This window comes from Rubrivivax gelatinosus, from assembly GCF_016583785.1.
Taxonomy (GTDB): domain Bacteria; phylum Pseudomonadota; class Gammaproteobacteria; order Burkholderiales; family Burkholderiaceae_C; genus Rubrivivax; species Rubrivivax gelatinosus_B.
This window is the reverse complement of sequence record NZ_NRRU01000018.1, coordinates 35,680-60,481: the sequence shown is the minus strand read 5'-3', so window position 1 is coordinate 60,481 and position 24,802 is coordinate 35,680. Positions and strand designations below refer to the sequence as shown.

The 24,802-nt window shown below is 71.7% G+C and carries 19 protein-coding genes; 9 read left to right on the top strand and 10 right to left on the bottom strand.

The genetic code is table 11. The features are described 5' to 3' along the window. Positions 1–560, bottom strand: a 560-nt coding sequence (locus CKO43_RS06840) for a cytochrome C (RefSeq protein WP_242481080.1), incomplete at its 3' end; no start/stop codon positions are given. Positions 561–676: 116 nt separating this feature from the next. Further along, positions 677–2,029 carry a radical SAM protein gene (locus tag CKO43_RS06835; RefSeq protein WP_200226413.1) on the bottom strand — a complete coding sequence of 451 codons (1,353 nt, stop codon included), beginning with the start codon at positions 2,027–2,029 and terminating at the stop codon, positions 677–679. Between the two features lie 225 nt (positions 2,030–2,254). On the opposite strand from CKO43_RS06835, the gene CKO43_RS06830 reads away from it, so the two are divergent. The 4 genes from CKO43_RS06830 to CKO43_RS06815 all read left to right on the top strand — a co-directional run bounded on the left by CKO43_RS06830 (position 2,255) and on the right by CKO43_RS06815 (position 5,505). Further along, complete coding sequence (locus CKO43_RS06830; RefSeq protein WP_200226412.1) at positions 2,255–3,016, top strand: class I SAM-dependent methyltransferase; 762 nt, start codon at positions 2,255–2,257, stop codon at positions 3,014–3,016. A gap of 100 nt (positions 3,017–3,116) precedes the next feature. Continuing rightward, positions 3,117–4,040 carry a 1,4-dihydroxy-2-naphthoate octaprenyltransferase gene (menA, locus tag CKO43_RS06825; protein WP_346728218.1) on the top strand — a complete coding sequence of 308 codons (924 nt, stop codon included), beginning with the start codon at positions 3,117–3,119 and terminating at the stop codon, positions 4,038–4,040. Further along, positions 4,037–5,017, top strand: coding sequence for a Bug family tripartite tricarboxylate transporter substrate binding protein (locus CKO43_RS06820; RefSeq protein WP_200378230.1), 981 nt, complete (start codon positions 4,037–4,039; stop codon positions 5,015–5,017). The genes menA and CKO43_RS06820 overlap by 4 nt, the downstream gene beginning before the upstream one ends. A gap of 2 nt (positions 5,018–5,019) precedes the next feature. Then, positions 5,020–5,505, top strand: coding sequence for a type II toxin-antitoxin system RatA family toxin (locus CKO43_RS06815; RefSeq protein ID WP_200378229.1), 486 nt, complete (start codon positions 5,020–5,022; stop codon positions 5,503–5,505). 26 nt (positions 5,506–5,531) lie between these two features. On the opposite strand, the gene CKO43_RS06810 is transcribed toward CKO43_RS06815, so the two are convergent. Continuing rightward, positions 5,532–6,407, bottom strand: coding sequence for a dienelactone hydrolase family protein (locus CKO43_RS06810; protein WP_200378228.1), 876 nt, complete (start codon positions 6,405–6,407; stop codon positions 5,532–5,534). 85 nt (positions 6,408–6,492) lie between these two features. Here CKO43_RS06810 and CKO43_RS06805 point away from each other — a divergent pair, with 85 nt between their 5' ends. Then, positions 6,493–7,995, top strand: coding sequence for a Ppx/GppA phosphatase family protein (locus CKO43_RS06805; RefSeq protein ID WP_200378227.1), 1,503 nt, complete (start codon positions 6,493–6,495; stop codon positions 7,993–7,995). Positions 7,996–8,014: 19 nt separating this feature from the next. Here the strand turns inward: CKO43_RS06805 and CKO43_RS06800 are convergent, their stop codons facing one another. The 6 genes from CKO43_RS06800 to polA all read right to left on the bottom strand — a co-directional run bounded on the left by CKO43_RS06800 (position 8,015) and on the right by polA (position 17,304). Further along, on the bottom strand, positions 8,015–8,476 hold the full coding sequence (locus CKO43_RS06800) for a SixA phosphatase family protein (RefSeq protein WP_200378226.1): 462 nt from the start codon (positions 8,474–8,476) through the stop codon (positions 8,015–8,017). An 11-nt stretch (positions 8,477–8,487) separates the two neighbouring features. Further along, entirely contained in the window at positions 8,488–10,542 is a 2,055-nt protein-coding gene (ppk1, locus tag CKO43_RS06795; protein ID WP_200378225.1) for a polyphosphate kinase 1, read from the bottom strand. Positions 10,543–10,662: 120 nt separating this feature from the next. Beyond that, on the bottom strand, positions 10,663–11,292 hold the full coding sequence (locus CKO43_RS06790) for a cohesin domain-containing protein (RefSeq protein WP_200378224.1): 630 nt from the start codon (positions 11,290–11,292) through the stop codon (positions 10,663–10,665). After that, the gene (locus tag CKO43_RS06785; RefSeq protein ID WP_200378223.1) at positions 11,289–13,817 is read right to left on the bottom strand and encodes a dockerin type I domain-containing protein; all 2,529 of its coding nucleotides are present in this window, start codon (positions 13,815–13,817) and stop codon (positions 11,289–11,291) included. The genes CKO43_RS06790 and CKO43_RS06785 overlap by 4 nt, the downstream gene beginning before the upstream one ends. Before the next feature lie 58 nt (positions 13,818–13,875). Then, positions 13,876–14,352: a hypothetical protein gene (locus CKO43_RS06780; protein WP_200226401.1), complete on the bottom strand. Its 477-nt coding sequence runs from the start codon at positions 14,350–14,352 to the stop codon at positions 13,876–13,878. 210 nt (positions 14,353–14,562) lie between these two features. Further along, on the bottom strand, positions 14,563–17,304 hold the full coding sequence (gene polA / locus CKO43_RS06775; protein WP_200378222.1) for a DNA polymerase I: 2,742 nt from the start codon (positions 17,302–17,304) through the stop codon (positions 14,563–14,565). A 294-nt stretch (positions 17,305–17,598) separates the two neighbouring features. On the opposite strand from polA, the gene CKO43_RS06770 reads away from it, so the two are divergent. The 4 genes from CKO43_RS06770 (at position 17,599) to CKO43_RS06755 (ending at position 22,431) form a co-directional block, all read left to right on the top strand. Further along, complete coding sequence (locus tag CKO43_RS06770; protein WP_200378221.1) at positions 17,599–20,010, top strand: PEP-CTERM sorting domain-containing protein; 2,412 nt, start codon at positions 17,599–17,601, stop codon at positions 20,008–20,010. Positions 20,011–20,237: 227 nt separating this feature from the next. Further along, the gene (locus CKO43_RS06765; RefSeq protein ID WP_200378220.1) at positions 20,238–20,564 is read left to right on the top strand and encodes a hypothetical protein; all 327 of its coding nucleotides are present in this window, start codon (positions 20,238–20,240) and stop codon (positions 20,562–20,564) included. A 53-nt stretch (positions 20,565–20,617) separates the two neighbouring features. Next, positions 20,618–21,592: a homoserine kinase gene (locus tag CKO43_RS06760; protein ID WP_200378219.1), complete on the top strand. Its 975-nt coding sequence runs from the start codon at positions 20,618–20,620 to the stop codon at positions 21,590–21,592. Continuing rightward, complete coding sequence (locus tag CKO43_RS06755; protein ID WP_346728217.1) at positions 21,568–22,431, top strand: BPSS1780 family membrane protein; 864 nt, start codon at positions 21,568–21,570, stop codon at positions 22,429–22,431. Before CKO43_RS06760 ends, CKO43_RS06755 begins: the two co-directional genes overlap by 25 nt. 12 nt (positions 22,432–22,443) lie before the next feature. On the opposite strand, the gene CKO43_RS06750 is transcribed toward CKO43_RS06755, so the two are convergent. Continuing rightward, a complete protein-coding gene (locus CKO43_RS06750) occupies positions 22,444–24,798 on the bottom strand; it encodes a UvrD-helicase domain-containing protein (protein WP_200226398.1) in 2,355 nt (784 codons plus the stop codon). Positions 24,799–24,802: the final 4 nt, after the last annotated feature.

Here is a 24,802-nt window from a genome sequence, read left to right as displayed (position 1 = left end):
GTGCGCGCCGGCTGCAGCCCGGCGCGCACCGGCGGCGGCGGGCTCGGCGCCCGCGGCGCGAGCGCCGGGGCGTGCGGGTCGTGGCAGTGAGTGCAGGCGTAGATCTGGCGCTCGCCCTGCCAGTTGGCGACCCGTTTGCCGTGGCCGCCGAAGCTCCAGTCGCGGTGGCGCGCGCCGTGGCACTGGCCGCAGACGAGTTGCGACTGGTCGAAGTCGACACGACGGCCGTCGACGGTGCGCAGCCAGTCGCGGTCTTCGGCGACGTGGCAGTCCAGGCACCAGGTGCGGCCGCCGCCGTGCGCCAGCGAGGCGACGTGCGGCGCGGCGACCAGCGCCCGCGGCTGGCGGTTCAGCGGCAGCACCTTGTGGCACTGGCTGCAGGGGTAGAGCACCAGCTGCGGCTTGCGTGCGACGACGCTGAAAGCCGGCGCGCCGGGATAGGCGCCGAAGATCACCGGCTCGGCGGGCTGCGGGCCGGCCGGCGGCTGGTTCTCGCGCAGCGGCTTGTGCGTAGCCGCGGCCGAAGCCGGCGGTGCCACCGGCACGGCGCCGGGCGCCATCGATACGGCGGGGTCAGCTTTCGCTGCCCAGGCCTCGGAAACTGTCGGCGCCGTCAGTCCCGACACCAGGAACAGGCCCACGACCGCGGCGCAGGACGCCGCCGCCGCGCGCCAGCTCAGCATCCGCACCGTGCGGACCTCCCTTCCGGCTGCGCGCCGGGTTCGTCGAGCTCGGTGCACAAGGCGTGCAGCACGTGGCGGCCGGCCTCGGTGACGACGATGCGGTCACCGAAGACCCTTACCAGGCCGTCGGCTTCGCGTGCGGCGAGCCGGCGGTAACCGTCTTCTATGCCTTGCGCCTGCTCGACCGACAGCTCCAGGCTGCACAGCAGGCGCTCGACCGCCGCACGTCGGCGCACGGTCTCCGGCGTCGCCGGCCGCGCCTGGGCCACCGGCAGATGGCGGTGGCGCAAGGCGTTGCGCCAGGCGGCCTGGGAGCCGTCGTTCCAGAACATCGCACCGTCGACTTCGCCGACGGCGCCGACACCCAGGCCGATCATCGGCGTGGCCGGGGCCGCGGTGTACGAGATCAGGCTGCGACGCAGCCGGCCGTCGTCCATCGCGCGCGAAAGTTCGTCGTGTTCGAGCACGAACTGGTCGGCACCGATCCAGCGGTAACCCGCGGCCCGCAGCATCGCCGCGGTGGTGCGCGCCAGCTCGGCCATGGCCGCCTGCGAAGGCAGCGTCTCGGTGTCGATCGCCACCTGCGCCGGCGCGTGCCAGGGGCGGTGGTGGTAGCGCGCGAGGCGGATGCGCTCGGGGCCCATCGAGATCAGGCGGTCTATCGTCGCGCTCCAGCTCGCCAGGGTCTGGCGCGGCAGGCCGATCATCACGTCGAGGTTGATGTACTCGATGCCGGCGGAACGCGCGAGTTCGCAGACGTCGTCGATCAGCGCCGCCGACTGGCGCCGGCCGATCGCCTGCTGCACGCCCGGGTCGAGGTCGAGCACGCCCAGCGAGACGCGGCGGAAACCCAGCCCGCGCAGCACCTCGAACATGGTCTGGCTGACGCGGCGCGGGTCGCATTCGCAGGACATGTCGATGTCGGCCGGCATGCGCCAGGCCGACTGCATCGCCTGTACCAGGCGCGCCAGCTGCGAGCCGCTGAGTTCGCTCGCGGTGCCGCCGCCCAGGTGCATCTGCAGCACCTCGCGCCGGCCGCCGATGCGCTCGGCGACTTCGCGGATTTCTTCGACCAGGCCGGCGACGTAGTCGTCGATGACGTCGTCGGGCTGCGCGGCGCGGATGTCGCGGTCGCAGCAGAAGCAGTGCGCGGCGCAGAACGGCACCCGCGCCGACACCGAGATCGGTTCGTCGGGCTGGGCCGCGAGCGTGCCCAGCGCGGCGTCGTACAGCGCCAGCGCAGCCTGGGCGCCGTTGACGGCCGAAGCCTGGACCAGCGGGTTGCCGGCAGGAGTGGGCTGCCAGCACATCGGTGCGCTGGCGTCGAGGTTTGCGATCTTCAGCACAGGGGCCGGATGCCGATCGCCACCGGTGTCATCGGATGGGTTGGGCGTTCTCATGAAGACGTCTCGAACGCCGGAATGGTTCGAGCCTGACGTTGACCGAACCTTAGTCGCAGCCCCGACCTACCCATTGACACAGGTCAATGGGATTTGCCGCGTGCAACGAGGTTCGGGCGGGCCAGTTAAAGTGTCGAGACCACCTGACACCCGTCTGCGAAAACGAACTCGATGCCCCCGAAGGAACCCACGCCGCTGTCGCACAGTTTCGGCTACCAGAGCGTGGACGAGCAGGAGCGCGAGCAGCGCATCCGCCGCGTCTTCAGCGCCGTCGCCGCGCGCTACGACCTGATGAACGACCTGATGAGCTTCGGCGTGCACCGGCTCTGGAAGCGTCGTTTCGTGCGCATGGCCGCGCCGCAGGCCGGCCAGCGCATCGTCGACCTCGCCGGCGGCACCGGCGACGTCGCGGCGCTGATGGCCGGTCCCGACCGCCAGGTCACGGTCGTCGACCCGAGCGCCGAGATGATGGAGGTCGGCCGCAGCCGCGGCCACCAGCACGTCGACTGGCTCGTCGGCAGCGCCGAGAAGCTGCCGCTGGACGACGCCTCGGTGGACACGCTGACGATCTCCTTCGGCATCCGCAACGCCACCCGCATCGACCTCGCGCTGCGCGAGATCCAGCGCGTGCTCAAGCCCGGCGGCCGCTTCCTGTGCCTGGAGTTCTCGACCCCGGCGTGGTGGCTGCGGCCGTTCTACAACCTGTTCTCGTTCACGGTGATCCCGCGCCTGGGCGCCTGGATCGCGGCCTCGCCCGAGGCCTACGTCTACCTCGTCGAGTCGATCCGGCGCTTCCCCGACCAGCCCGGTTTCGCGCGCCTGATCGCCGACGCCGGCTTCGAGCAGGTGCACTGGCACAACCTGAGCTTCGGCATCGCGTGCATTCATGCCGCAACGAAACCGGCACAAAGTCCGCGGACCCGCGACGCTTGATGTTGCACAAGCCAGGCGCCGCCCCGCGACGCCGAGAATCGGATCCTCGTTTTCCCTCGTCCGCACGGAGCCCCCGTACATGCCCGGAGATAGAGCCACGGTGAACAGCACGCGCGCGGTCCGCACAGGGTCGCTGCAAGCGTGGTCGGTCGCCGTGCGCCCGCGCACGCTGCCGGTGGCGGTGAGCCCGGTGCTCGTCGGCGCCACGCTCGGTTTCGACCGCACCGGCGCGATCGACATGCTCGCGGCGCTGCTGGTGCTGGGCGCCGCGCTGCTGATGCAGGTCATCACCAACATGCAGAACGACGTCGGCTACACCGTGCGCGGCGGCGAAAGCACCGGCACGCGCACCGGCCTGCCGCGCGCCACCGCCAACGGCTGGCTCAGCGTGCGCCACGTGCGTGCCGGCATCGTCGTCGCCGCCGTGCTCGCCGCCGCGCTCGGCGTCGGGCTCGTCGCCTACCGCGGCTGGCCGGTGCTGGCCATCGGCGCGGCCTCGCTGGTCGCGGCGCTGGCCTACATGGGCGGGCCCAAGCCGATCGCCTACACGCCCTTCGGCGAACTGACGGTGTTCATCTTCTTCGGCCTGATCGCCGTCGTCGGCACCGACTGGGTGCTGACCGGCAGCTTCGGCCTGGTGACGCTGCTGGCCTCGATCGCACTCGGCTCGGTCGCGGCCGCGGCGCTGGCGGTCAACAACCACCGCGACATCGCCCACGACCGCCTGGTCGGCCGCCGCACCTTCGCCGTCACCTTCGGCGAGTCGGGCTCGGTGGCGCTGTACACGCTGCTGCTGCTGCTGCCTTTCGCGCTGGTGCCGCTGATGGCGCTGCTGGCGCAGTCGGCGACGATGCTGCTGCCGCTGCTGCTGCTGCCGGCTACGCTGCAGCTGCGTGGCGACTTCGTGCGCTGCCCGCGCGGCATCGCCTTCAACGAGATCCTGTTCCGCACCTTCCGCCTCGAGCTCTGGTTCGCCGCGCTGCTGTCCGCCGGCGCCCTGCTCGGCACGATGATCGCGCGATGAACCCGGCGCGCCTCTCGCGCCGCGCGCTGCTCGCGACGGCGGCTGCCGCCATGCTGCCGGCGCGCGCCGCGGTCGAGCGCTTCCCGGGCCACGCCGTGCGCCTGGTCGTGCCCTACTCGACCGGCATCGGCCCGGACGTGGTGGCCCGCGCGCTCGCCGACGAACTCGCGGCGCCGTGGCGGCAGCCGGTCGTCGTCGACAACAAACCCGGTGCCTCGGGCATCGTCGCGTTCTCGGAGCTGCGGCGCACGCCGCCGGACGGCCACACGCTGTTCCTCGCCGACACCGCGACGCTGGCGGTGAACCCGCTGCTGCACGCCAGCCTGCCCTACGACCCGGTGCAGGACATCGCGCCGCTGTCGCTGCTGTTTCGCGCCACCTTCGTGCTCTGGACGGCACGCAGCAGCCGCTGGGGCCGGCTCGACACGCTGCTGGACGCGGCGCGCCGCGAGCCCGGGCGGCTGAGCTACGCCTCGCTGGGCAACGGCCACGCGAGCCAGGTCGCGATCGAGAGCTTCGCGCGCGCTGCCGGCATCCGGCTGCTGCACGTGCCGTTCAAGGACAACGGCGCGCTGCTGGCGGCGCTGGCCGCGGGCGAGGTCGACCTCTACGCCTGCAGCGTCAACACCGCCGCCGGCCTGTACGCCGGCGGCCGGCTGCGGCCGCTGGCCGTCGCCGCCCGGGCGCGGCTGGGCGCCAACCCCGAGATCCCGACGCTCACCGAAGCCGGTGGCCCGGCGGTCGAGATGCATCCGTGGGCCGGCATCGTCACCGTCGCCGGCACGCCGGCGCCGCGGCTGGCGCGCCTGCAGCAGGACCTGCGCACCGCGCTGGCCGCGCCGCGGCTGCGCGCACGTGCCGCCGAAGCCGGCTTCGAGATCACGCCGTCGGCGCCCGATGAACTGCGCGCGCGCGCCGAAGCCGACCGCGCGCTGTACGCGCCGCTGCTGGCCGACGGCCGCGTCGTGCGCCTGTAGCGATGCAGGTCCGACGCAGCGCGCTCGTGGCCCGGCCGGCCGCCCACCTCTTCGACCTGATCGAAGGCGCCGAGCACTACCCGAAGTTCCTGCCCTGGTGCTCGGCGGCGACCATCCTGGAGCGCGACGACGGCGTCGTCGCCGCCGACATCAGCATCCGCTTCAAGGGCGTCGGCTTCGAGATCCGCACGCGCAACCCCAAGCGCCGGCCCGAGTTCATGGCCATCCACCTCGAGCGCGGGCCCTTCCGCCGCTTCTACGGCGAGTGGCAGCTGAAGGTGCTGGCGGCCGAGGCCTGCAAGGTCACGTTCCTGCTGGACTACGAGTTCGACAGCGTCGTGATGACGCGAATGGCCGGCCCGGTGTTCGACAAGATCGCCGACAAGCTGGTCGACGCCTTCGTGCAGCGTGCGATCGACGTGCCGCCGCCGGTGCTGCCTACGGTCGAGGCGCCGCGGCCACCCGACGAGGACTGGCCGCCGCCCTGAGACAGGCCCGAGCGCGCGCGGGCGCCTCAGCCGACGCCGTGCTCGGCGAACCAGGCGAGCGTGCGCTTCCAGCCGTCCTGGGCCGCGTCGGCGCGGTAGCTCGGCCGGTAGTCGGCATGGAAGGCGTGCCCGGCATCCGGGTAGACGACGAAACGGGACTGCTTCGCGGCGACGCTGCCTTGCGCCAGCGCCGCTTTCATGCGCTCGACGCTGTCCAGCGGGATGCCGCTGTCCTGCCCGCCGTAGAGACCCAGCACCGGCGCGCGCAGCTGCCCGGCGAGTTCGACCGGGTTCACCGGCTGCAGCGGGTTCTTGTCGCCGACCAGGCGCCCGTACCAGGCGACGCCGGCCTTGATCTGCGGGTTGTGTGCCGCGTACAGCCAGGTGATGCGCCCGCCCCAGCAGAAACCGGTGACGCCGGCCTTGCTGGTGTCGGCGCCCTGCCCCGAGGCCCAGGCCAGCGTGGCGTCGAGGTCGCGCAGCACCTGTTCGTCGGGCACCTTGGAGACGACCTCGGCGACGAGCCGCGCGATCTCGGTATAGGCGGCGGCGTCGCCCTGGCGCACGAAAAGCTGCGGCGCGACCGCGAAATAACCCGCCTTGGCGAAGCGGCGCACGACGTCGGCGATGTGTTCGTGCACGCCGAAGATCTCGCTGACCACCAGCAGCACCGGCGCCTGGGCGCGCCCCGCCGGCGCGGCGCGGTAGGCCGGCAGGCGGAAGTCGCCGACGGGGATCGTCACCTCGCCGGCGACGAGGCCGGCACTGTCGGTGCGCACCACGGTCTGGGCCGCGATAGGCAGCACCGCGGCGGCGAAACCGCCGCCGACGGCGCAGCGCACGAAGTCGCGCCGGCTCGGGTCCGGGCGCGGCACCAGGGTGTCGAAGTCGTCTTGCTGCATGCCAGCCTCCTTGATCCCGAGCAGGTCGAAGTCATTCTAGGAAGCGCGTCACGGCAGCGTGATAGCCCTCTTGCACAATCGGCCCATGGCCGACAACACATCGCCCGACCTGCCGCTGGCCGCGGTGGACATGGGTTCCAACAGCTTCCGTCTCGAGATCGGACAGCTGCAGCGCGGGCGCTATCGCCGCACCGAATACCTGAAGGACATGGTTCGCCTGGGCGCCGGTCTCGACGACCAGCGCCTGCTGACCGAAGAGGCCGTGCAGCGCGGCCTGGACTGTCTGCGCCGCTTCTCGTCGCGCCTGGTCGGCTTCGCGCCGGCTCAGGTGCGCGCGGTGGCGACGCAGACGCTGCGCGAGGCGCGCAACCGCGACGCCTTCCTGCTGCGCGCCCAGGAGGCGCTGGGTCACACGATCGAGGTCATCTCCGGGCGCGAGGAAGCGCGCCTGATCTACGCCGGTGTCGCCCAGCTGCAGCCGGCCGACGAGCCGCGGCTCGTCGTCGACATCGGCGGCCGCTCGACCGAGCTGATCCTGGGCCGCGGGCGCACGCCGGTCACGGCCGAGTCCTTCGCCGTCGGCTGCGTCAGCCTGTCGCTGCGTTTCTTCGCCGACGGCCGCATGACGGCCGACGCCTTCCGCGGCGCGCGGGTCGCCGCCGGCGCCGAACTGGAGGAAGCGCTGGAGCCCTTCGCGCCGCGCCACTGGCAGCAGGCGCTGGGCTCCTCGGGCACCGCGGGCGCGGTGTCGCAGATCCTCGCCGCCGCCGGCGTCAGCGACGGCCGCATCACGACCGCGGGCCTGGCCTGGCTGGAACAGCGCTGCGTCGCCGCCGGCCACGTCGAACGCCTGGACCTGCCGGGCTTGAAGCCCGAGCGCCGCGCCGTCATCCCCGGCGGCCTGGCGATCCTGCAGACGCTGGCCGAGAACTTCGGCATCGAAACCCTGTGGCCGGCCAAGGGTGCGCTGCGCCAGGGCGTCATCGTCGATCTGCACGAGCGCCTGACGGCTCTCAAGCGCACCCGGCCGACCGACATGCGCGACGCCTCGGTGCGCGAGCTGCAGCGCCGTTTCGGCGTCGACCAGAAGCAGGCGCGGCGTGTCGCCACCGTGGCCCAGGCGCTGTTCGACGGCGTCATGCCGGCCGCCGACGCCGAGTCGCGGCGCGAACTCGGCTGGGCCTGCGACCTGCACGAGATCGGCCTGATGGTCTCGCACCACGACCACCACCGCCACAGCGCCTACCTGCTGGCGCATGTCGACGCGCCCGGCTTCTCGCAGAGCCAGCAGCGGCGCATCGGCCAGCTCGTGCTCGGCCAGCGTGGCGGCCTGCGCAAGATCGAGGACGCGCTCACCAGCGAGGCGCTGACCTGGCAGGTGATGTGCCTGCGGCTGGCGGTCATCAAGTGCCATGCACGCGCCGACGTCGATGCCGACGCGCTGCTGCTGCGCGAGCGCGGCCGCGACGCCACGCTGGCCTACGACGCCTCCTGGGCGCGAGCGCACCCCCGCACCGCCTACCTGCTCGAGGAAGAGGCGCAGAGCTGGGCGCGCTCGGGCCCACGCAAGCTGCTGCTGCCGCGCTGAGTGCGGCGGCGCCCGGGCGCTACAGCGTCTCGGGCCCGATCACCGCGTGCAGCACGAACTGAACCTCGTCGCCGCGTTCACGCGAACGCAGCCACCAGGCGCCGGCCTTGCGCACCGCCCAGGGCTGGATCTCGCCGGCCAGCAGCAGCGCCGCCGCCAGCCCCAGCGTCGGCTGGTGGCCGATGACGAGCACCGGCTCGCGCGACTCGGGCCAGCGCGCCGCGTGCAGCAGCGCCTCGACCGAGCCGCCGGGCGCGAGCTCGGCCAGCGTCTTCACGCGCCGCTCCAGCACCGCCGCGGTCTGCTGGCAGCGCCGCGCCGGGCTGGCCAGCACGCGCGTGCCGGCCGGCAGCTGGCGGTTGAGCCAGGCGGCGACACGCTGCGCCTGGCGTTCGCCCTTGGGGCTGAGCGGGCGATCCAGATCGTCCTGGCCCTCGCGCGCGTCGAAGGCTTCGGCGTGGCGCCAGAGGACCAGGTCCATCGTCGCTCTCCTCAGGTGTAGCGCCGCATCAGCGCCTGCTGCGCGCTGATGCCGGTCTGGGCGACGCGGCGGTACTCGCCGTCGGCCTGCAGCTCCCAGGCGTCGAGTTCGTCGTGCAGATAGGGCACCAGCGCCTCGTCGATGATGCGCTGGCGCAGCACCGCGTCGCGCACCGGCCAGGCAAGCTCGATGCGCCGGAACATGTTGCGGCTCATCCAGTCGGCGCTGGACAGGTACAGGATCTCGTCGTCGGGCGCCTCGCCCCAGCGGAAGTACAGCACCCGCGTGTGTTCGAGGAAACGGCCGATGACCGAGCGCACCCGGATCGTGTCGGTGTGCCCGGGCACACCCGGCGGCAGCATGCAGGCGCCGCGCACGATCAGGTCGATCTTCGCGCCGGCGCGGCCGGCGTCGATCAGCGCCGCGATCAGCCCCGGGTCGGTGAGCGCGTTGACCTTGGCGACGATGCGCGCCTCGCGCCCGGCGCGTGCGGCCGCGGCCACCTGCGCGATGTGGCGCACCATCGTGCGGTGCAGCACGAAGGGCGCGGTCAGCAGCCGGCGCGAGCTGCGCATGCGGCCCTGGCTGGCGAGCTGGTGGAAGACGGCGTCGGCGTCCGCAGCCAGCGCCGGGTCGGCGCTCAGGTAGCCGACGTCGGTGTACAGGCGCGCGGTCTTGGGGTTGTAGTTGCCGGTGGACAGGTGCACGTAGCGCCGCAGCCGGCTGCCTTCGCGCCGCGTCACCAGCATCAGCTTGGCGTGGGTCTTCAGGCCGACGACGCCGTAGACCACCTGGGCGCCGACGGCCTCGAGCCGCTCGGCCCAGTTGATGTTGGCCTCTTCGTCGAAACGCGCAGTGAGCTCGACCACCGCCATCACTTCCTTGCCGCGGCGCGCCGCCTCGATCAGCAGGTCGGCGAGCACGCTCTGGCTGCCGGTGCGGTAGATCGTCTGCTTGATCGCCAGCACCGCCGGGTCCTCGACCGCCTCGCGCAGGAACTGCACGACCGGCTCGAAACTCTCGAACGGGTGGTGCAGCATCACGTCGCCGGCCTGCAGCTGCTCGAAGATCGAGTGCCCCGGGCGCAGCGAGGCCGGCCAGGCCGGGTCGTAGCGCGGGAAACGCAGGGTCTGGGCGTCGGCCTGGTCGATGATCTCGTTCAGGCGCGCCAGGTTCACCGGGCCGTTGACCTTGTACAGCGCGTACTCGGGCAGCTGCAGCTGGCGCAGCAGGAAGTCGTGCAGCTCGCTCGGGCAGCTTCGCACCACCTCGAGCCGGATCGCCAGGCCGAAGTGGCGTTTGCTCAGGTTGCTGCGCAGCGCCTGGCGCAGGTTGGTGACGTCGTCGGCGTCGAACTCCAGCTCGGAGTCGCGCGTGACGCGGAACTGCGAGAAGGACTCGACGCTGCGCCCGGGGAACAGCTCATCCAGGTGGGCGCGGATGACGCTGGTCAGCAGCACGAAACCCTGGCGCCCGCCGCAGAGCGCGTCGGGCAGGCGGATCACGCGCGGCAGCACACGCGGCACCTTGACGATGGCGATCGAGTTCTCGCGCCCGAAGGCGTCGCGGCCGCCGAGCCGGGCGATGAAGTTCAGCGACTTGTTGGCCACCAGCGGGAACGGGTGGCTCGGGTCCAGCACCAGCGGCACCAGCAGCGGCCGCACCTCGCGCTCGAAGAAGCGCCGCACCCAGCGGCGCTGGCCTTCGTCGCGGTCGGCGTGGTTGAGCACGATGATGCCGTGGCGCTGCAGCTCGGGCACGACCTCGTCGTTGAGCATCTTGTACTGCTCGTCGATCAGCTCGTGGGCGGCGACCGCCACCGCGGCCAGGTCGCTGCGCGAGACGCCGCCGCCGGGCTGGCGCGCGGCTTCGGCCAGGTCGGCGAAACGCACCTCGAAGAACTCGTCGATGTTCGACGAGACGATGGTGACGTAGCGCAGCCGCTCCAGCAGCGGCACGTCGGCGCGGCGCGCCTGGGCCAGCACGCGGCGGTTGAACTGGAGGATGGATCGTTCGCGGTTGAGGAGGGGGGCCGGCGCCGGCAGCCGTTCTTCCTGCCGGGCCATCGGGGTCGATGCGTCAGTCACGCTGCCGAGTCTAGGTGCGGCAGGCGACTTTTCGATGACAACGCCGTGACGACCGCCCCCGCATGCCCGGGTAGGCCCCGGCGCATGCGGCGGCCTCGTTCAGCCGGCCCGACGCCTTGCACCGCCGCGTGTGGACGCCGCTGCCGCCAATGCCGTCAGCACGAGCGCCAGCGTCGCCGGCTCCGGCACCGCCTGCTCGGCCACGACCACCGCAGACGAAGCGAGCGTGGCCTCGGCGATGGTGAACGACGAGTCGAGCAGCAACACATCGCCGAGCTCGATCGCGCTCGTGCCAGGGCCGAGCGCGGAAAACGTCAGCGACGCCAGGACGCCGCTGCCGCTGAAGCCGGGGATCGCGCCGATCAGCGAGGAGCCGGTCAGCTCGAGCAGCCCGGACAGTTTGTCGAACGCGCCGGCGATGAAGAACGTCGTGCCCGCCGTGCCCAGCGCAGGGCCCTCGCTCAGCGTCAGGCCCTGGACGATCGCCGGGTCGAACTGCAGCGAGAACTGGAACGCGAACAGGTCGACCGCATCGCTGATGCCCAGGTCGAAGGTGATCGTCTCGCCGACCGCGACCGTCGTCGGGCCTGTCGGCGTCAGCGTCACCGCCGTCGCATGCGCGGCCAGGGGCAGGCCCAACGCGAACACGCACGCCCAAACCCGGCGCACGATTCTCTGCATCCAGCATCGATCCATCATGTTGTCCTCCCGAAAGTCGAACCCGATCATTTGCACACCGTCCCGGCCGGCACCAGCCGGGCGACGAAGGCGAGGTCGCGCGCGTCGATCACGCCGTTGCCGTCGACATCGACGTCCGGGTTGAACGCGCGCGAGCCCGTGCGGCTGCCGAACGAGGCCTTGACGAGGTTCAGGTCGCCGCAGTCGACCACGCCGTCGCGGTTCACGTCGCCCGAGACCTTGGGTGCGACGACCGAACTCGTCAGCACCGCGAAGTTGCGCCGCGCAGCATCGGCCGCATCGGTGGCCGTGACGGTGAGCGAGTCACGGGTCCCGACCGGTATCGCGGCACCGACCTTCAGCGTCACCTTGGTCAGCGCCGAAGCCCCGGTGGCCAGCGTCGCCGAGGCCGGCGTCATGCTCCCGGAAACGAAGCCGGCCGTGTCCTTGGCCGCGAAGACGAAGGTCGCTGCCGGCCCTTCGTTGCGCACCTCGAAGACGTAGCTGCTCGTCTGGCCCTGGCCCAGGTCCACCGCGGCCGGCGGATTGACGCTCACCGTCTGCGGGAAGACGACGGTCGCGATCAGGCGCTGAAACGCGGTGCCGCCGGCATCGGCGCCGGTTGCGTAGACGCGAAAGCTCTGCGACGGGATGCGCACGTCGCCCGCCAGGTAGTGGGCCTCCACGTCGGCGTCGGCGAGCGCGAACGGGGCGATGGTGGCGCCGTCGAGGTCGCGAAACTCGAACGCCACCGAGGCCGGTGATCCGGACAAGCGCGCCACCGCCTTGTAGGTCTTGCCGACCAGCGGCAGCCCCGTGATCGCGTAGTAGCCCTGGTGGCCGCCGCGCCCGGCGAGCTCGGCGAAGTCGAACTGGTCCAGCGCGACCTGGCTCTCGCCGTTGACCAGCAGCGAGTACTGGCCGCTGCCGCCGATGACGGCGCGCCACACCCCGGCCGCGGGCGGGTTGATCGAGTAGATCACGCCGTTGCTGAGCGCGATCGTCGACACGCCGGGCGTCGACGGCGTGACGATGACGCCGTCGGGGCGGTAAAGCGTCAGCGTGGTGGCGTCGATGTCCGAGTACGACACGTTGAGCTTGGACATCGAGGAATCGACGCTGAACGGGATCGTGACCGGCGCGCCGGTGACGACGCTGCCCTGGCGGCTCTCGACGTCGACCGCGTTGTTGCGCGCCAGGATGTCGCTGAGCCGGGTGACCGTGCCCGCCTCGGACGCGGCGAGCGTGAACACCTGGCCGCCGGAGGCGTTGGCGACGCTGAAGTAGGCGGGGTCGTAGGGCGAGCAGCTGCCGAACAGGGCGTAGAAGACCTTGACGCGTTTGGTCGACGCGAGCGAGCTGACCGCAAACGCCAGGCTGGCGTCCTTGGAGGATGCGTCGGTGAAGACGAAGACGTCGCCGCGGTCGTCGGACAGGTCGACCGCGCTGTAGCTGCCGGCCATCGACAGTTCCGGGCAATCGCCGCCGCCGCTGGCGCCGAGCGCGCCGATCGCGGCCTTGAAGGCGTTGGCGTCGGCAGTCGAGGTCGCCGGCCCGGTGGACGGGTCGTTGAACGGGCTGAGCACGTACTTCGACGGTTCCTGCTCGGTGCCCAGGCGGCTGTTGACGATCGAGATCGCCGCGCTGCGGACCCCGGCGATGATCGAGCCCATGCTGCCCGTGGTGTCGATCGAGAACGCCAGGCTCGGGCCGACGCCGAGCAGCGACTTGAACTCGCTCGTGCTGAGCTTGGACTTCAGGTCGTCGAAGACCTGCACCGTCGCCCGCACCGCGACGGCCGCGGCCGCCGGATTGAAGTCGCTGTGCGGGCTGTCGACCAGGCCCGCGCCCGTGACCAGGCAGACGGCCGAATCCTTGCTGATGCCGGTGAGATCCGGCAGCCCGTCCGCGCCCGGGCCGCTGTCGAAGAAACCGCCGTGGCGGCACTTGCCGGGCAGGATGACCGCGTCCTCCTTGCCGTAGTAGCCGCTGGTCAGCCGCGACGTCACCAGGTTGGAGACGTTGCAGACCGCCGGCAGCCTGACGCAGGCCAGGTCCCCGACCGGGGACGTGTTGCTGATCGACCCCGGCCGCCCCACCTCGGCGCTCGGCGCGGAGTTGCCGAGTTCGACCCAGTTCGAATGGGCGTAGAAATCCTGAACCGTGTGCAACGCCGCCCCGACGCTGGTGCGCGCATTGGAGAAGTCGCCGGCCTTGGCCTGCGTCACCGCCTTGGACAGCAGGCCGTTGATCTCGCTCTGGCCGCCGGCGAAGTTCTCGCCGTCGAAATGCTTGCGGCTGGAGAACTGGTCGTTGTCGACCGCCTTGTTCGCCTCGACGAACTGCTTGCGCGCCGCCTTCATCGAATTGCTGACCGTGGTCAAGCCGGCCGACGCATAAACCGTTGCCAGCGCCTCATCGGTGATTTCGCCATGCGTCTTCGACGCCGGATAGACGTGCACGCCGCCGCCCGGGGCGAACGCCAGCGCGCCTGCAGCCATCACCATGCCCGTCGCCAGCAGCCAGGCGCGCCTGAGCGCAGCGCGGGACGAGCGTTCAACTTCGTGCCATGACATCAGTTGCCTCCCTGTCGATCGTTCGCTGCAGCGGCCCTGCAGCCGGCCTGAAGACGGGTCAGCGGCAGGACGTGCCGCCGGCACGGATGGCGCGGATGCCGATCAAGGCATCGAGGTCGCGGCTGCGGCGCTGGGCATCGACGGCCTGCGCGGCGCGCTGCTCGACCAGTTGTTCGGACAGCGGCTCCAGGCACTCGAGCAGGCTCACCGCCATCGAGCGCACGTCGACGGCGTCGTCCTCGATCAGCAGCAGCAGGGCCGGCACGTCGGCGCGGGTGAGTTCGGAGCGCAGCTTCGCGAAGGTGTTCGCGGTCGCGCCGCGGCGCGGCACGGGAGAATGCCCGCCGCCCCATTCCTTCTCACGCTCGAGCAGATCGCGGATCTGGCGCGCACGTGGCACCGGCTCGGCGGCGGCCGCGCGCAGCTGGGCGCCGGCGTCATGCAGCGGCGGTTCCGCCCCGCGGTCGCTGCAGGCGACGAGGCCGGAGAATGCCCCCGCCAGCAGCGCGCTCAGGCGCAGGGCGGGACGGATCATCGAAGCGGAAAAGCGGTAGCGGCCAACGGGGCTCCCCGGATATCGGATGCCGGGTGCAACTCGCTGGCGCAAGAGGGCAGGGGTTGCGGGCCGACGCCGGCGCACGCTATCGGGCAGCCTTGCCCCGACCAACCCCTAGAACCGCGGCGGACCATGGCCATGACCACGGCCGCGTCGGCGGCCGTGGCCGGGCTGCCGGGCCGGGGTCACTCAGTGCGCTTCGTCCCAGTTGGCGCCGATGCCGACCTCGGCCAGCAGCGGCACCTTCAGCGCGGCGACGCCGGCCATCAAGCGCGGGATCGCTTCCTTCGCCCAGTCGAGTTCGGCCTCGGGCACCTCGAGCACCAGTTCGTCGTGCACCTGCATCACCATGCGCGTCGCCCGGCCCTCTTCGTCCAGCGCCCGCTGCACCGCGATCATCGCCAGCTTGATCAGGTCGGCGGCCGTGCCCTGCATCGGCGCGTTGATCGCCTGGCGCTCGGCGCCGCTGCGGCGCGGGCCGTTGCCCGAGTTGATCTCCGGCAGCCACAGCCGGCGGCCGAAGACGGTCTCGACGTAGCCCTTCTCCTTGGCGCGCACACGGGTCTCGTCCATGTAGCGCTTGACCCCGGCGAAACGCGCGAAATAGCGGTCGATGTAGTCCTTGGCCGCCTTCTGCTCGATTCCCAGGTTGCTCGCCAGGCCGAAAGCGCCCATGCCGTAGATGAGGCCGAAGTTGATGACCTTGGCATAGCGGCGCTGCTCGCTCGTGACGTCCTCCAGCGGCGCGCCGAAGACTTCGCTGGCGGTCGCGCGGTGCACGTCCACGCCTTCGGAGAAGGCGCGCAGCAGGCCTTCGTCGCCGCTGATGTGGGCCATGATGCGCAGCTCGATCTGCGAGTAGTCGGCGCTCAGGATCACATGCCCCGGCGGCGCGACGAAGGCGCGGCGCACGCGCCGGCCTTCGGCCGTGCGGATGGGGATGTTCTGCAGGTTGGGCTCGTTGCTCGCCAGCCGGCCCGTCACCGCCACCGCCTGCGCGTAGTTGGTGTGCACCCGCCCGGTGGCCGGATTGACCATCAGCGGCAGCTTGTCGGTGTAGGTGCCCTTCAACTTGGCCAGGCTGCGGTGCTCGAGGATGCGCGCCGGCAGCGGGTAGTCGGCAGCGAGTTCGGTCAGCACGTCCTCGTCGGTGCTGGGCGCGCCGCTGGCGGTGCGTTTTTTCACCGGCAGGCCGAGCTTGCCGAACAGGATCTCGCCGATCTGCTTCGGGCTGCCCAGGTTGAAGGGCTGCTCGGCGATCGCATAGACCTCCTGCTCGAGCGCGACCATGCGTTCGGCCAGGTCGCGGCTCTGTCGCGCCAGCTCCTGCGGGTCGACGAGCACGCCGGTGCGCTCGATGCGCGCCAGCACCTCGGCCACCGGCATCTCGATCGTTTCGTAGACGTAGCGCAGCCCGGCGTCGGCCTCGACCTCGGGCCAGAGCACGCCGTGCACGTGCAGCGTCATCTCGCTGTCCTCGGCCGAATACTCGGTCGCACGCGCGACGTCGACCTGGGCGAACGGGATCTGGTTCACGCCCTTGCCGCAGACGTCCTCGTAGGACAGGCCCTTGCGGCCGAGGTGGCGCTCGGCCAGGCTTTCCAGGCCGTGCGGCTTGTGCGCCTCGAGCACATAGCTCTCGAGCATGGTGTCGTGGCGCACGCCGGCGAGCCGGATTCCTTCGTTGGTGAAGACGTGGCGGTCGTACTTCAGGTTCTGGCCGAGCTTGGCGCGCGTGGCGTCCTCCAGCCAGGGCTTGAGCCGCGCCAGCACCTCGGCCAGCGGCAGCTGCTCGGGCGCGTCGGGGCCGGCGTGTGCCAGCGGCACGTAGGCGCCGCGGCCGGGTTCGACCGCGAAGCTGATGCCGACGATGCGTGCCCGCATCGGCTCCAGCGAGTCGGTCTCGGTGTCGATCGCCACCAGCTCGGCCGCCTGCAGGCGCTCGAACCAGGCGTCGAAACGCTCCCAGTTCGTGATCGTCTCGTACTCGCGGGCGACCGCTTCGGCGGCGGGGCGGATTTCGGCCGCCTGCGACGCGTCGCCCGCGGGGCTGTTCTGCTCCTCCAGCTCGCGGCGCCAGGTCTTGAAGCCGAAGCGGCCGAAGAAGCCCAGCAGCCCGGCGCCGTCGACCGGGCGCAGCGCGAGCGCGTCCAGCGCCGGCCAGCCGGGCACCTGCGGCGTCAGGTCGCAGTCGCAGGCCACGGTGACGAGGCGGCGGCCCTGCGGCAGCCAGTCCAGCGCCTGGCGCAGGTTGTCGCCGGTGACGCCCTTGATCGTGCCGGCCGCGGCGATGACGCCGTCGAGCGAGCCGTAGGCGGCCAGCCACTTCAGCGCCGTGACCTTGCCGACGCCCTTGACGCCGGGAATGTTGTCGACGCTGTCACCGACCAGCGTCAGGTAGTCGACGATCTTCTCCGGCGGCACGCCGAACTTGGCGAGCACGCCGGGCGGGTCCAGCGTCTCGTTGCTCATCGTGTTGATCAGCGTGACGTGTTCGTCGACGAGCTGAGCCAGGTCCTTGTCGCCGGTGGAGACGACGACACGGTGGCCGGCGCGTTTGGCGACGCAGGCGAGCGTGCCGATGGCGTCGTCGGCCTCGATGCCGGGCACTTCCAGCACCGGCCAGCCGAGCAGGCGCACGACCTCGTGGATCGGCTCGATCTGCTGCACCAGCGGCTCGGGCATCGGTGCGCGCTGCGCCTTGTACTGGTCGTACCAGGCGTCGCGGAAGGTCGGGCCCTTGGCGTCGAAGATGCAGACCGCGTGTTCGGCCGGCACCTGCTCGCGCAGGCGCTTCATCATCGCGACCATGCCGTGGATCGCGCCGGTGGGGAAACCGTCCGGCGAACGCAGGTCGGGCATCGCGTGGTAGGCGCGGTAGAGGTAGCTGGAACCATCGACCAGCAGCAGCGTGGGGCGGGTGTCGCTCATGGCGGCGATTGTCGGTGACGGTGCGCGCCACCGCACCGACGGCTGCCGCCAGGGCGTCGCGGATGCCTGCAAGGCCGGGTCGGCGCGGGCCGGATGCGTTTCGCGCTGCCTCGCCGTGACGCGACACGCGTTCGACAAGCCTGCACACACTTCTCTGGTCGTGAAGCCTCGCCGCGGAGGCCGCCCGCTTGATTGAAGGCAGGCCGCTCGGCCATGCTCCAGGCTTGTCGAACCCGTTTCGAGGAGGCCGAAATGGGCTACCGGAATCGATGCGGCGCTTGTCGGTACCACGCGATGTGGGCCCTGCTGCTGGTCGCGTGGCCCCCGGCCTGGGCTGCGGACCTGACGAAGGAGACCGTCGTCCACGGCGTCCCGGGCGCCGTCGGCGAGGACGGAGGCAGCGCCACGGCGCAACAGAGCTTCGCCGATGTGGCGGGTCAATCGCTCTCCGTGTCCGCCCGCGCTTACGGCGGGCCCGGCGGCAATAGCGGGATGGGCGACGGCGCCCCGGGGGGATACGGCGGTTCGGCACGCGCCACCGCCATCGGCTCGGGGCTGGACCGGACCGACGTCAGCGCGCAGGCATTCGGTGGAGCCGGGGGCGCCGGCAGCGCGGCCGACGGCGGCAACGGCGGCGGGGCCCAGGCCCGTGCGAGGCTGGACGGGACCGGCGCCGCGGGTGGCAGCGCCCAGGCATCGGCGGTCGGCGGGCACGGCGGCGCTTCCAGCGGCATGGACTTCCGGGCCGGTGCCGGCGGCATGGCCACTGCAGACGTCACGGGATATGCCACCGGATCCGACCTGGCGCTCGCAACCGCGGTCGGGGGCGATGGCGGCGCGTCCGAGAACTTCGCGTACGGTGGAGACGGCGGCGCCGCCAGCGCCACGCTCAGTCTCGGAAGCGACAGCCCGACACGCCCGCTGGTTGCGGTGGTGCGAGCCATCGGCGGTGCGGGGGGCGGCACCAGTTGGGGGTATTCGGGCGGCGGCGGGGGAGACGCCACCGCACACGCCTCGGTCAATGGGCGCGGCCCGGTGCAAGCCGAGGTCCGCGCGGAGGGAGGAATCCCGGCCGCCTACGCGAGCGGCTTCTCTCGTGGCGGTCGTGCGACGGCCTCCGGTCACGCCGGGACGACGGGCGCCGAAGCCCGATCCTTCGTGACGGCGATCGGCAGCGACGGTCAGCTCGCGTACGGGTCCGGCGGCGATGGCGCCACGGCCTCCGGAGACGCGACCGCCGCCAGTGGCAGCGGCGACGCCTGGGCATCACTGCTCCTGCAAGGGGGCAAGGGCGGCGACAGCCAAGCGGGCGACGGCGGCCGCGGCGCCGACGTCTTCACCAGCCGAACGGTCGGCGGCAGCGCGCGGGGCACACTGCACCTGAGCGCGCGGGTGCAAGCCGGGTCGGGCGGCGATACGGACTCGACCCAGGGCGGCAATGGCGGCGCCGGCGGCCAGGCCGACGCGGCGCTGCGCTGGTCCGGCAGCGGAGCGAGCGCGGTGTCGGGCGCGCTCGAGGTCCGAGGTGGCGCGGGCGGCAGCGTGCGCAGGCCACACGGGCCGCCGGAAGACGGCGCCGTGTACGGCGAAGATGGCTTCGGCGGCGCCGCGCGCGGTGTCCTGGAACTCGCTGTCGACAGCCCCGGATCGGCTGCGGACGCCGTGCTCGGCGTCTTTGGCGGCAGGGGCGGCGACCTGGGGGGCCGTGGCGGCTCGTCCTCCGGCACCGCCACGGCGCGCGCCGGGCGCGTGGCGTTGGCCCGGAGCGAGGTCGGCAGCCTCGATTGGGCAGACGCGACCGCGCAAGCCCAGGCGAACGCGAGCGAGCGCCGAGGAGCCGCGACCGCGACCGCTATCGCCGATTCCCTCTGGCGCCGTGCCGACGCACAGGCGCAGGCACAGGCAGGCATGGACGGGCGAGCCGACGTCCGCGCCCAAACCACCGGCGACGGTGACAGCCGCGCCAGTGCCCAGGCCGAGGCCGCCGGCACACTCGAGCGCGTCACGAGCGCGAAAGCGGTCGTGACAGGCCGCAGCTTCGGCCTGGCCACGGCGCGCGTGGCCCACGGCGAAGGCGTCGGCGGCCCGCCGCTCGAGGATCCTTTCTCCGTGAACCAGGCGTTCACCCGCATCGACGCCGCCCCTGCCGACACCACCGTCGCCAGCGCCCTGTCCCGCGCGCCCGCAGTCGCCGCGGCGCTGGCGTCCGGTACCCTCGGCGTCATCGCCGCCACCGCCACCGGTGTGCACCTCAGTGGCTACCTCGACGACGAATCGGGACACTCCGCCGAGGGTGGTGCCCACTACCGCATCAGCCTGGCCGGCAGCCAACCCGTCGTCCTCGGCCTCGTCGACTTCACCGGCCAGGACGGCGGTCTGCCGATCGACTTCAGGTTCAGCGTCGAGAACTTCGGCCAGACGCTGCTGAGCCGCAGTTTCACGTCGCTGAGCGCCGCCGAGTCCTTCTTCAAGGACCGCACGCTGGACCTTGGCGTGTTCAGTGGCGTGGTGGACCTGACGGTGGACTACACGTTCAGCGGCGTCGGAGCCCAGGACTTCGGCCTCGAGTACCTGGTCGCGGCCGGTGCGCTGATGGTGCCCGAGCCGGCGACCTGGGCACTGTGGCTGGCCGGCATCGGTCTGGCCACGACCGCCGCACGGTGGCGGCGTGAACGAGGATCGCCCAGGGGAACCACCACGCCGTGAACGACACCCGCGGCTTGCGGCGCGCCATGGCCCCAGGGCCGCGAGGCCGAGGGGCCGTACCCGCTCGCGCACGTAGCTGGGGTGATTCCGGGCGGCTGCACCGTCTTCGGTTCGGGCCATCCGTGAGCGCTGGAGGCCGGCCGGACTGTCCGCTGCGCCGCTTCTCGCGCCTCAGCGATTCCCCCGCCGTTGAGGAGCCGCCGTTGCGCCCGCCTAGAATCGGTCACATGGCGCGCTCATTTCCCCGAAACCTGACGGCTGGCGCTCTGCTCGCGCTGGCTGGTGCCGCGATCGCCCAACAGGCGACCCCGCCGGCCGTCGCCGAGCCGGCCTCCGCTCGCACGCCCGAGCCGGCCGTGCAGCGCCAGGTTTCCGAAGACGACAACGTGCGCATCGAAGAACTCAAGGTCCGCGGCCAGACGCAGAGCATCACCGTGCGCAGCAAGCTGCCCGGCGTGAAGCCCTACGAGATCGTGCCGTCCAGCGGCGCGCGCGACCCGTCGCAGCCCGGCGACCCGTCGGGCCAGCGGGTCTGGCACATGCTGACGTTCTGAGCGTGAAGAGCTTGCGAGACACCCGCCCCGCAGCCGGGCGAGCGAGGCTTTAGGTGGCCGTCTACACCGAAGTCGGCTTCGCCGAAGCCGATGCCCTGCTCCGCAGCCTGGATCTGGGCGCGCTCGGCGACCTGCGCGGCATCCGCTCAGGCATCGAGAACACCAACTACTACGCGACCACGGCCCAGGGCCAGTGGGTCGTCACGCTGTTCGAGCGCCTGTCGCGCGCCGAACTGCCCTACTACCTGCAGCTGATGCAGCACCTGGCGCAGCACGGCATCCCGGTGCCGGCGCCGCAAGCCGACGCCGGCGGCGAACTGCTGCACACGCTGGCGCACAAGCCGGCCGCGGTCGTCACCCGGCTGCCCGGCAGCCACCGCCTGGCGCCCGAGGCCACGCACTGCGCCCAGGTGGGCGCGATGCTGGCGCGCGCCCACCTGGCAGTCGCCGACCTGGCGGTCGAACAGCCGCACCTGCGCGGGCTGGACTGGTGGCAGCGCACCGTGCCCGAGGTCCTTCCCTACGTCGACGCCGAACAGGCCGAACTGCTGCAAGACGAACTCGCCTTCCAGCAGCAGCTCGCGGCTTCGGCCGCCGGCCGTGCGCTGCCGCGCGGCGCGATCCACGCCGACCTGTTCCGCGACAACGTGATGTTCGACGAGACCGCCGGCGAAGACCGCCTCTGCGGCTTCTTCGACTACTACTTCGCCGGCACCGACACGCTGCTGTTCGACATCGCCGTCTGCCTCAACGACTGGTGCGCCGACCTGACGACCGCCAGCCTGGACGAGGCGCGTGCGCTCGCCTTCATGGCCGCCTACCAGACGGTGCGGCCGCTGTCGCACGGCGAGATCCGGCTGATGCCGGGGCTGCTGCGCGCCGCCGGCTTTCGTTTCTGGCTCTCGCGGCTGCGCGACTGGCACCAGCCGCGCGAGGCCGCGCTGCTGCAGCCCAAGGACCCGGTGCACTTCGAACGCCTGCTGCGCGACCGCATCGCCAACCCGTGGCACCCGCCGGCCACGACCTGATCCCGACCGACCCGATGCCGCTGCAACTGAAGAAGGTGGAACCGGCGCGCGGCGCGCGCTGGCTGGGCGACGCGTTCGCGCTGTTCGCACGCCGCCCGCTCGCCTTCACCGCGATGTTCGCGGTGTTCCTGTTCGCGGCGCTGGCCGTCTCGCTGCTGCCGCTGGTTGGCGGCGTGCTGCAGATGATGTCGCTGCCGCTGCTGTCGCTGGGTTTCATGGTGGCCTCGCAGTCGGCGCTGTTCGGCGGGCCGGTGACGCCGGCGCAGTTCATCGAGCCGCTGCGCGCCGACCCGGCGCGCCGGCGTTCGCTGCTGCTGCTGTGCCTGATCTACGGCCTCGCGGCGATCGCGATCCTGGTGATCTGCGACTGGGTCTCGGGCGGCGCGATGCAGCGCCTGCAGGAGCTGATGGCGCAGGGTACGGTCGACCAGGCGGAACTCGACGCGCTGATGGCCGAGCCCGGCGTGACGGCGGCGGCGATGCTCGCGCTGGTGCTGGGTTCGCTGCTGTCGGTGCCGTTCTGGCACGCGCCGGCGCTGGTGCACTGGGGCCGGCAGAGCGTCGCGCAGTCGCTGTTCTCCAGCACGCTGGCGGTGTGGCGATGCAAGGGCGCGTTCTTCGTCTACGGCCTGGCCTGGTTCGTCGTCGCCACCGTCTTCGGCATCGCCGCGGCGCTGGTGTTCTCGGTGCTGGGCGCGCACAGCGCGGCCTCGATGCTGGCGCTGCCGGCCGGGCTGCTGTTCTCGACCGTGTTCTACGTGTCGCTGCTGTTCACCTTCAACGACAGCTTTGGCGGCGCCCAGGGCCAGGCGGCGGACGGCGAACCGCCCGCGGCCTGACACCGCGGACGATCACTCGATCGGCGTCAGCTTGGCCATCGCCAGCAGCAGCCACTTGCTGCCGTGGCGGCCGAAGCGCACCTGGGCGCGGGCGTCCTCGCCCTGGCCTTCGAGCGTGACGACCACACCTTCGCCGAACTTGGTGTGGAACACCGCCTGGCCGGTGCGCAGCACCGGCTGACCCGGCGCCGCGGGCGGGGCCTTGGGCGTGAACGGCACCGGCTGCTGCCAGGGCTCGGCTCGCTCGACGCGGCCGGCGCCGACGATGCCCGACAGCCCCTGGCCGCGGTCCCAGGCCTCGCGGTACTCGCGCGCATAGCTGGAGCCGAAACCCGCCAGCCGCGGCGTCAGCCACTTCAGCGCGCCTTCGGGCAGTTCGTCGAAGAAGCGGCTCTTGACGTTGTAGCGCATCTGGCCGTGCAGCATGCGGGTCTGGCTGAAGCTCAGGTACAGGCGTTTGCGGGCACGCGTGATCGCGACGTACATCAGCCGCCGCTCCTCCTCGACGCCGTCGGCCTCGGACAGCGCCTGCTCGTGCGGGAACAGGCCTTCCTCGATGCCGGTGATGAAGACGGCGTCGAACTCCAGCCCCTTGGCCGAGTGCACCGTCATCAGCTGCACCGCGTCGCTGCCGGCCTGGGCCTGGTTGTCGCCGGCTTCCAGCGACGCGTGCGTCAGGAAGGCCGCCAGCGGCGAAACGATCTCGCCGGTCTCGGCATCGGGCGCGGGCAGCGCCGCCTCGCCGCCGCCGGCGAGCGCGCCGGGGCCGTGTTCGTCCAGCGGCAGCGCCACCGCGTCCTTGCCGAAACCTTCCTGGGTGACGAAGCTCTCGGCGGCGTTGACCAGTTCCTGCAGGTTCTCGATGCGGTCCTGGCCTTCCTTCTCGGTGCGGTAGAAGTCGAGCAGGCCGCTTTCGTGCACCACGTGCTCGATGATCTCGCGCAGCGTCAGGCCCTGGGTCGCGCTGCGCATCGCGCCCAGCTTGTGCACGAAGCCCTGCAGGTTGATGCCGGCCTTGCCCGCGACCGCGCCGACGCTCTGCGCCAGGCTGCGGCCGCTGGCGCGCGCAGCGTCCTGCAGTTGCTCGATCGAGCGTGCGCCGATGCCGCGCGCCGGGAAGTTGACGACCCGCAGGAAGCTGGTGTCGTCGTCGGCGTTCTCCAGCAACCGCAGGTAGGCCAGCGCATGCTTGACCTCGGCGCGCTCGAAGAAGCGCAGACCGCCGTAGACGCGGTAGGGAATGCCGGCGTTGAAGAGCGCGCTCTCGAGCACCCGGCTCTGGGCGTTGCTGCGGTAGAGCACGGCGATCTCGCTGCGTGCCACGCCGCTGCGGTGCAGCTCGCGCGCTTCGTCCAGCAGCCACTGGGCTTCGGCGTAGTCGCTGGCCGACTCCTGCACCCGGATCGGTTCGCCCGGCCCGGCGTCGGTGCGCAGGTTCTTGCCCAGGCGCTGCGAGTTGTGCGCGATCAGCGCGTTGGCGGCATCGAGGATGTTGCCGAAGGAGCGGTAGTTCTGCTCCAGCTTGATGACGCTTTTGACGCGGTACTCGCGCTCGAAGTCGGCCATGTTGCCGACACGCGCGCCGCGGAAAGCGTAGATGCTCTGGTCGTCGTCGCCGACGGCGAACACGCCCTGGCCCGCCTGCCCCGGCGGCGCGAACATCTTCAGCCAGGCGTACTGCAGCCGGTTGGTGTCCTGGAACTCGTCGACGAGCACATGGCGGAAGCGCCGGCGGTAGTGCTCGCGCAGGGCCTCGTCGTCGCGCAGCAGCTCGTAGCTGCGCAGCATCAGCTCGGCGAAGTCGACCACGCCTTCGCGCCGGCACTGCTCCTCGTAGGCCTCGTAGACCTGCACCAGCTTGCGCGTGTGCTCGTCGATGGCCTCGACGGCGTGCGGGCGCCGGCCCTCCTCCTTCTGCCCGGCGATGAACCAGGTGACCTGCTTCGGGACGAAACGCTCCTCGTCCAGGTTCATCGCCTTGACGACACGTTTGACGGCCGAGAGCTGGTCGCCGCTGTCCAGGATCTGGAAGCTCTGCGGCAGCCCGGCGGCCTTCCAGTGGGCACGCAGGAAGCGGTTGCACAGGCCGTGGAAGGTGCCGATCCACATGCCGCGCACGGGAATGGGCAACATCGCGCCCAGCCGCGTCAGCATCTCCTTGGCGGCCTTGTTGGTGAAGGTGACGGCGAGCACGCCGCCGGGCGACACCTGCCCGGTGGCGAGCAGCCAGGCGATGCGGGTGGTCAGCACGCGCGTCTTGCCGGAGCCGGCGCCGGCGAGGATCAGCGCGGCTTCAGCCGGCAGCGTGACGGCGGCGTGCTGTTCCGGATTCAGGTTGCGCAGCAATTGCGCGTCTTGGAGATGCATCCGG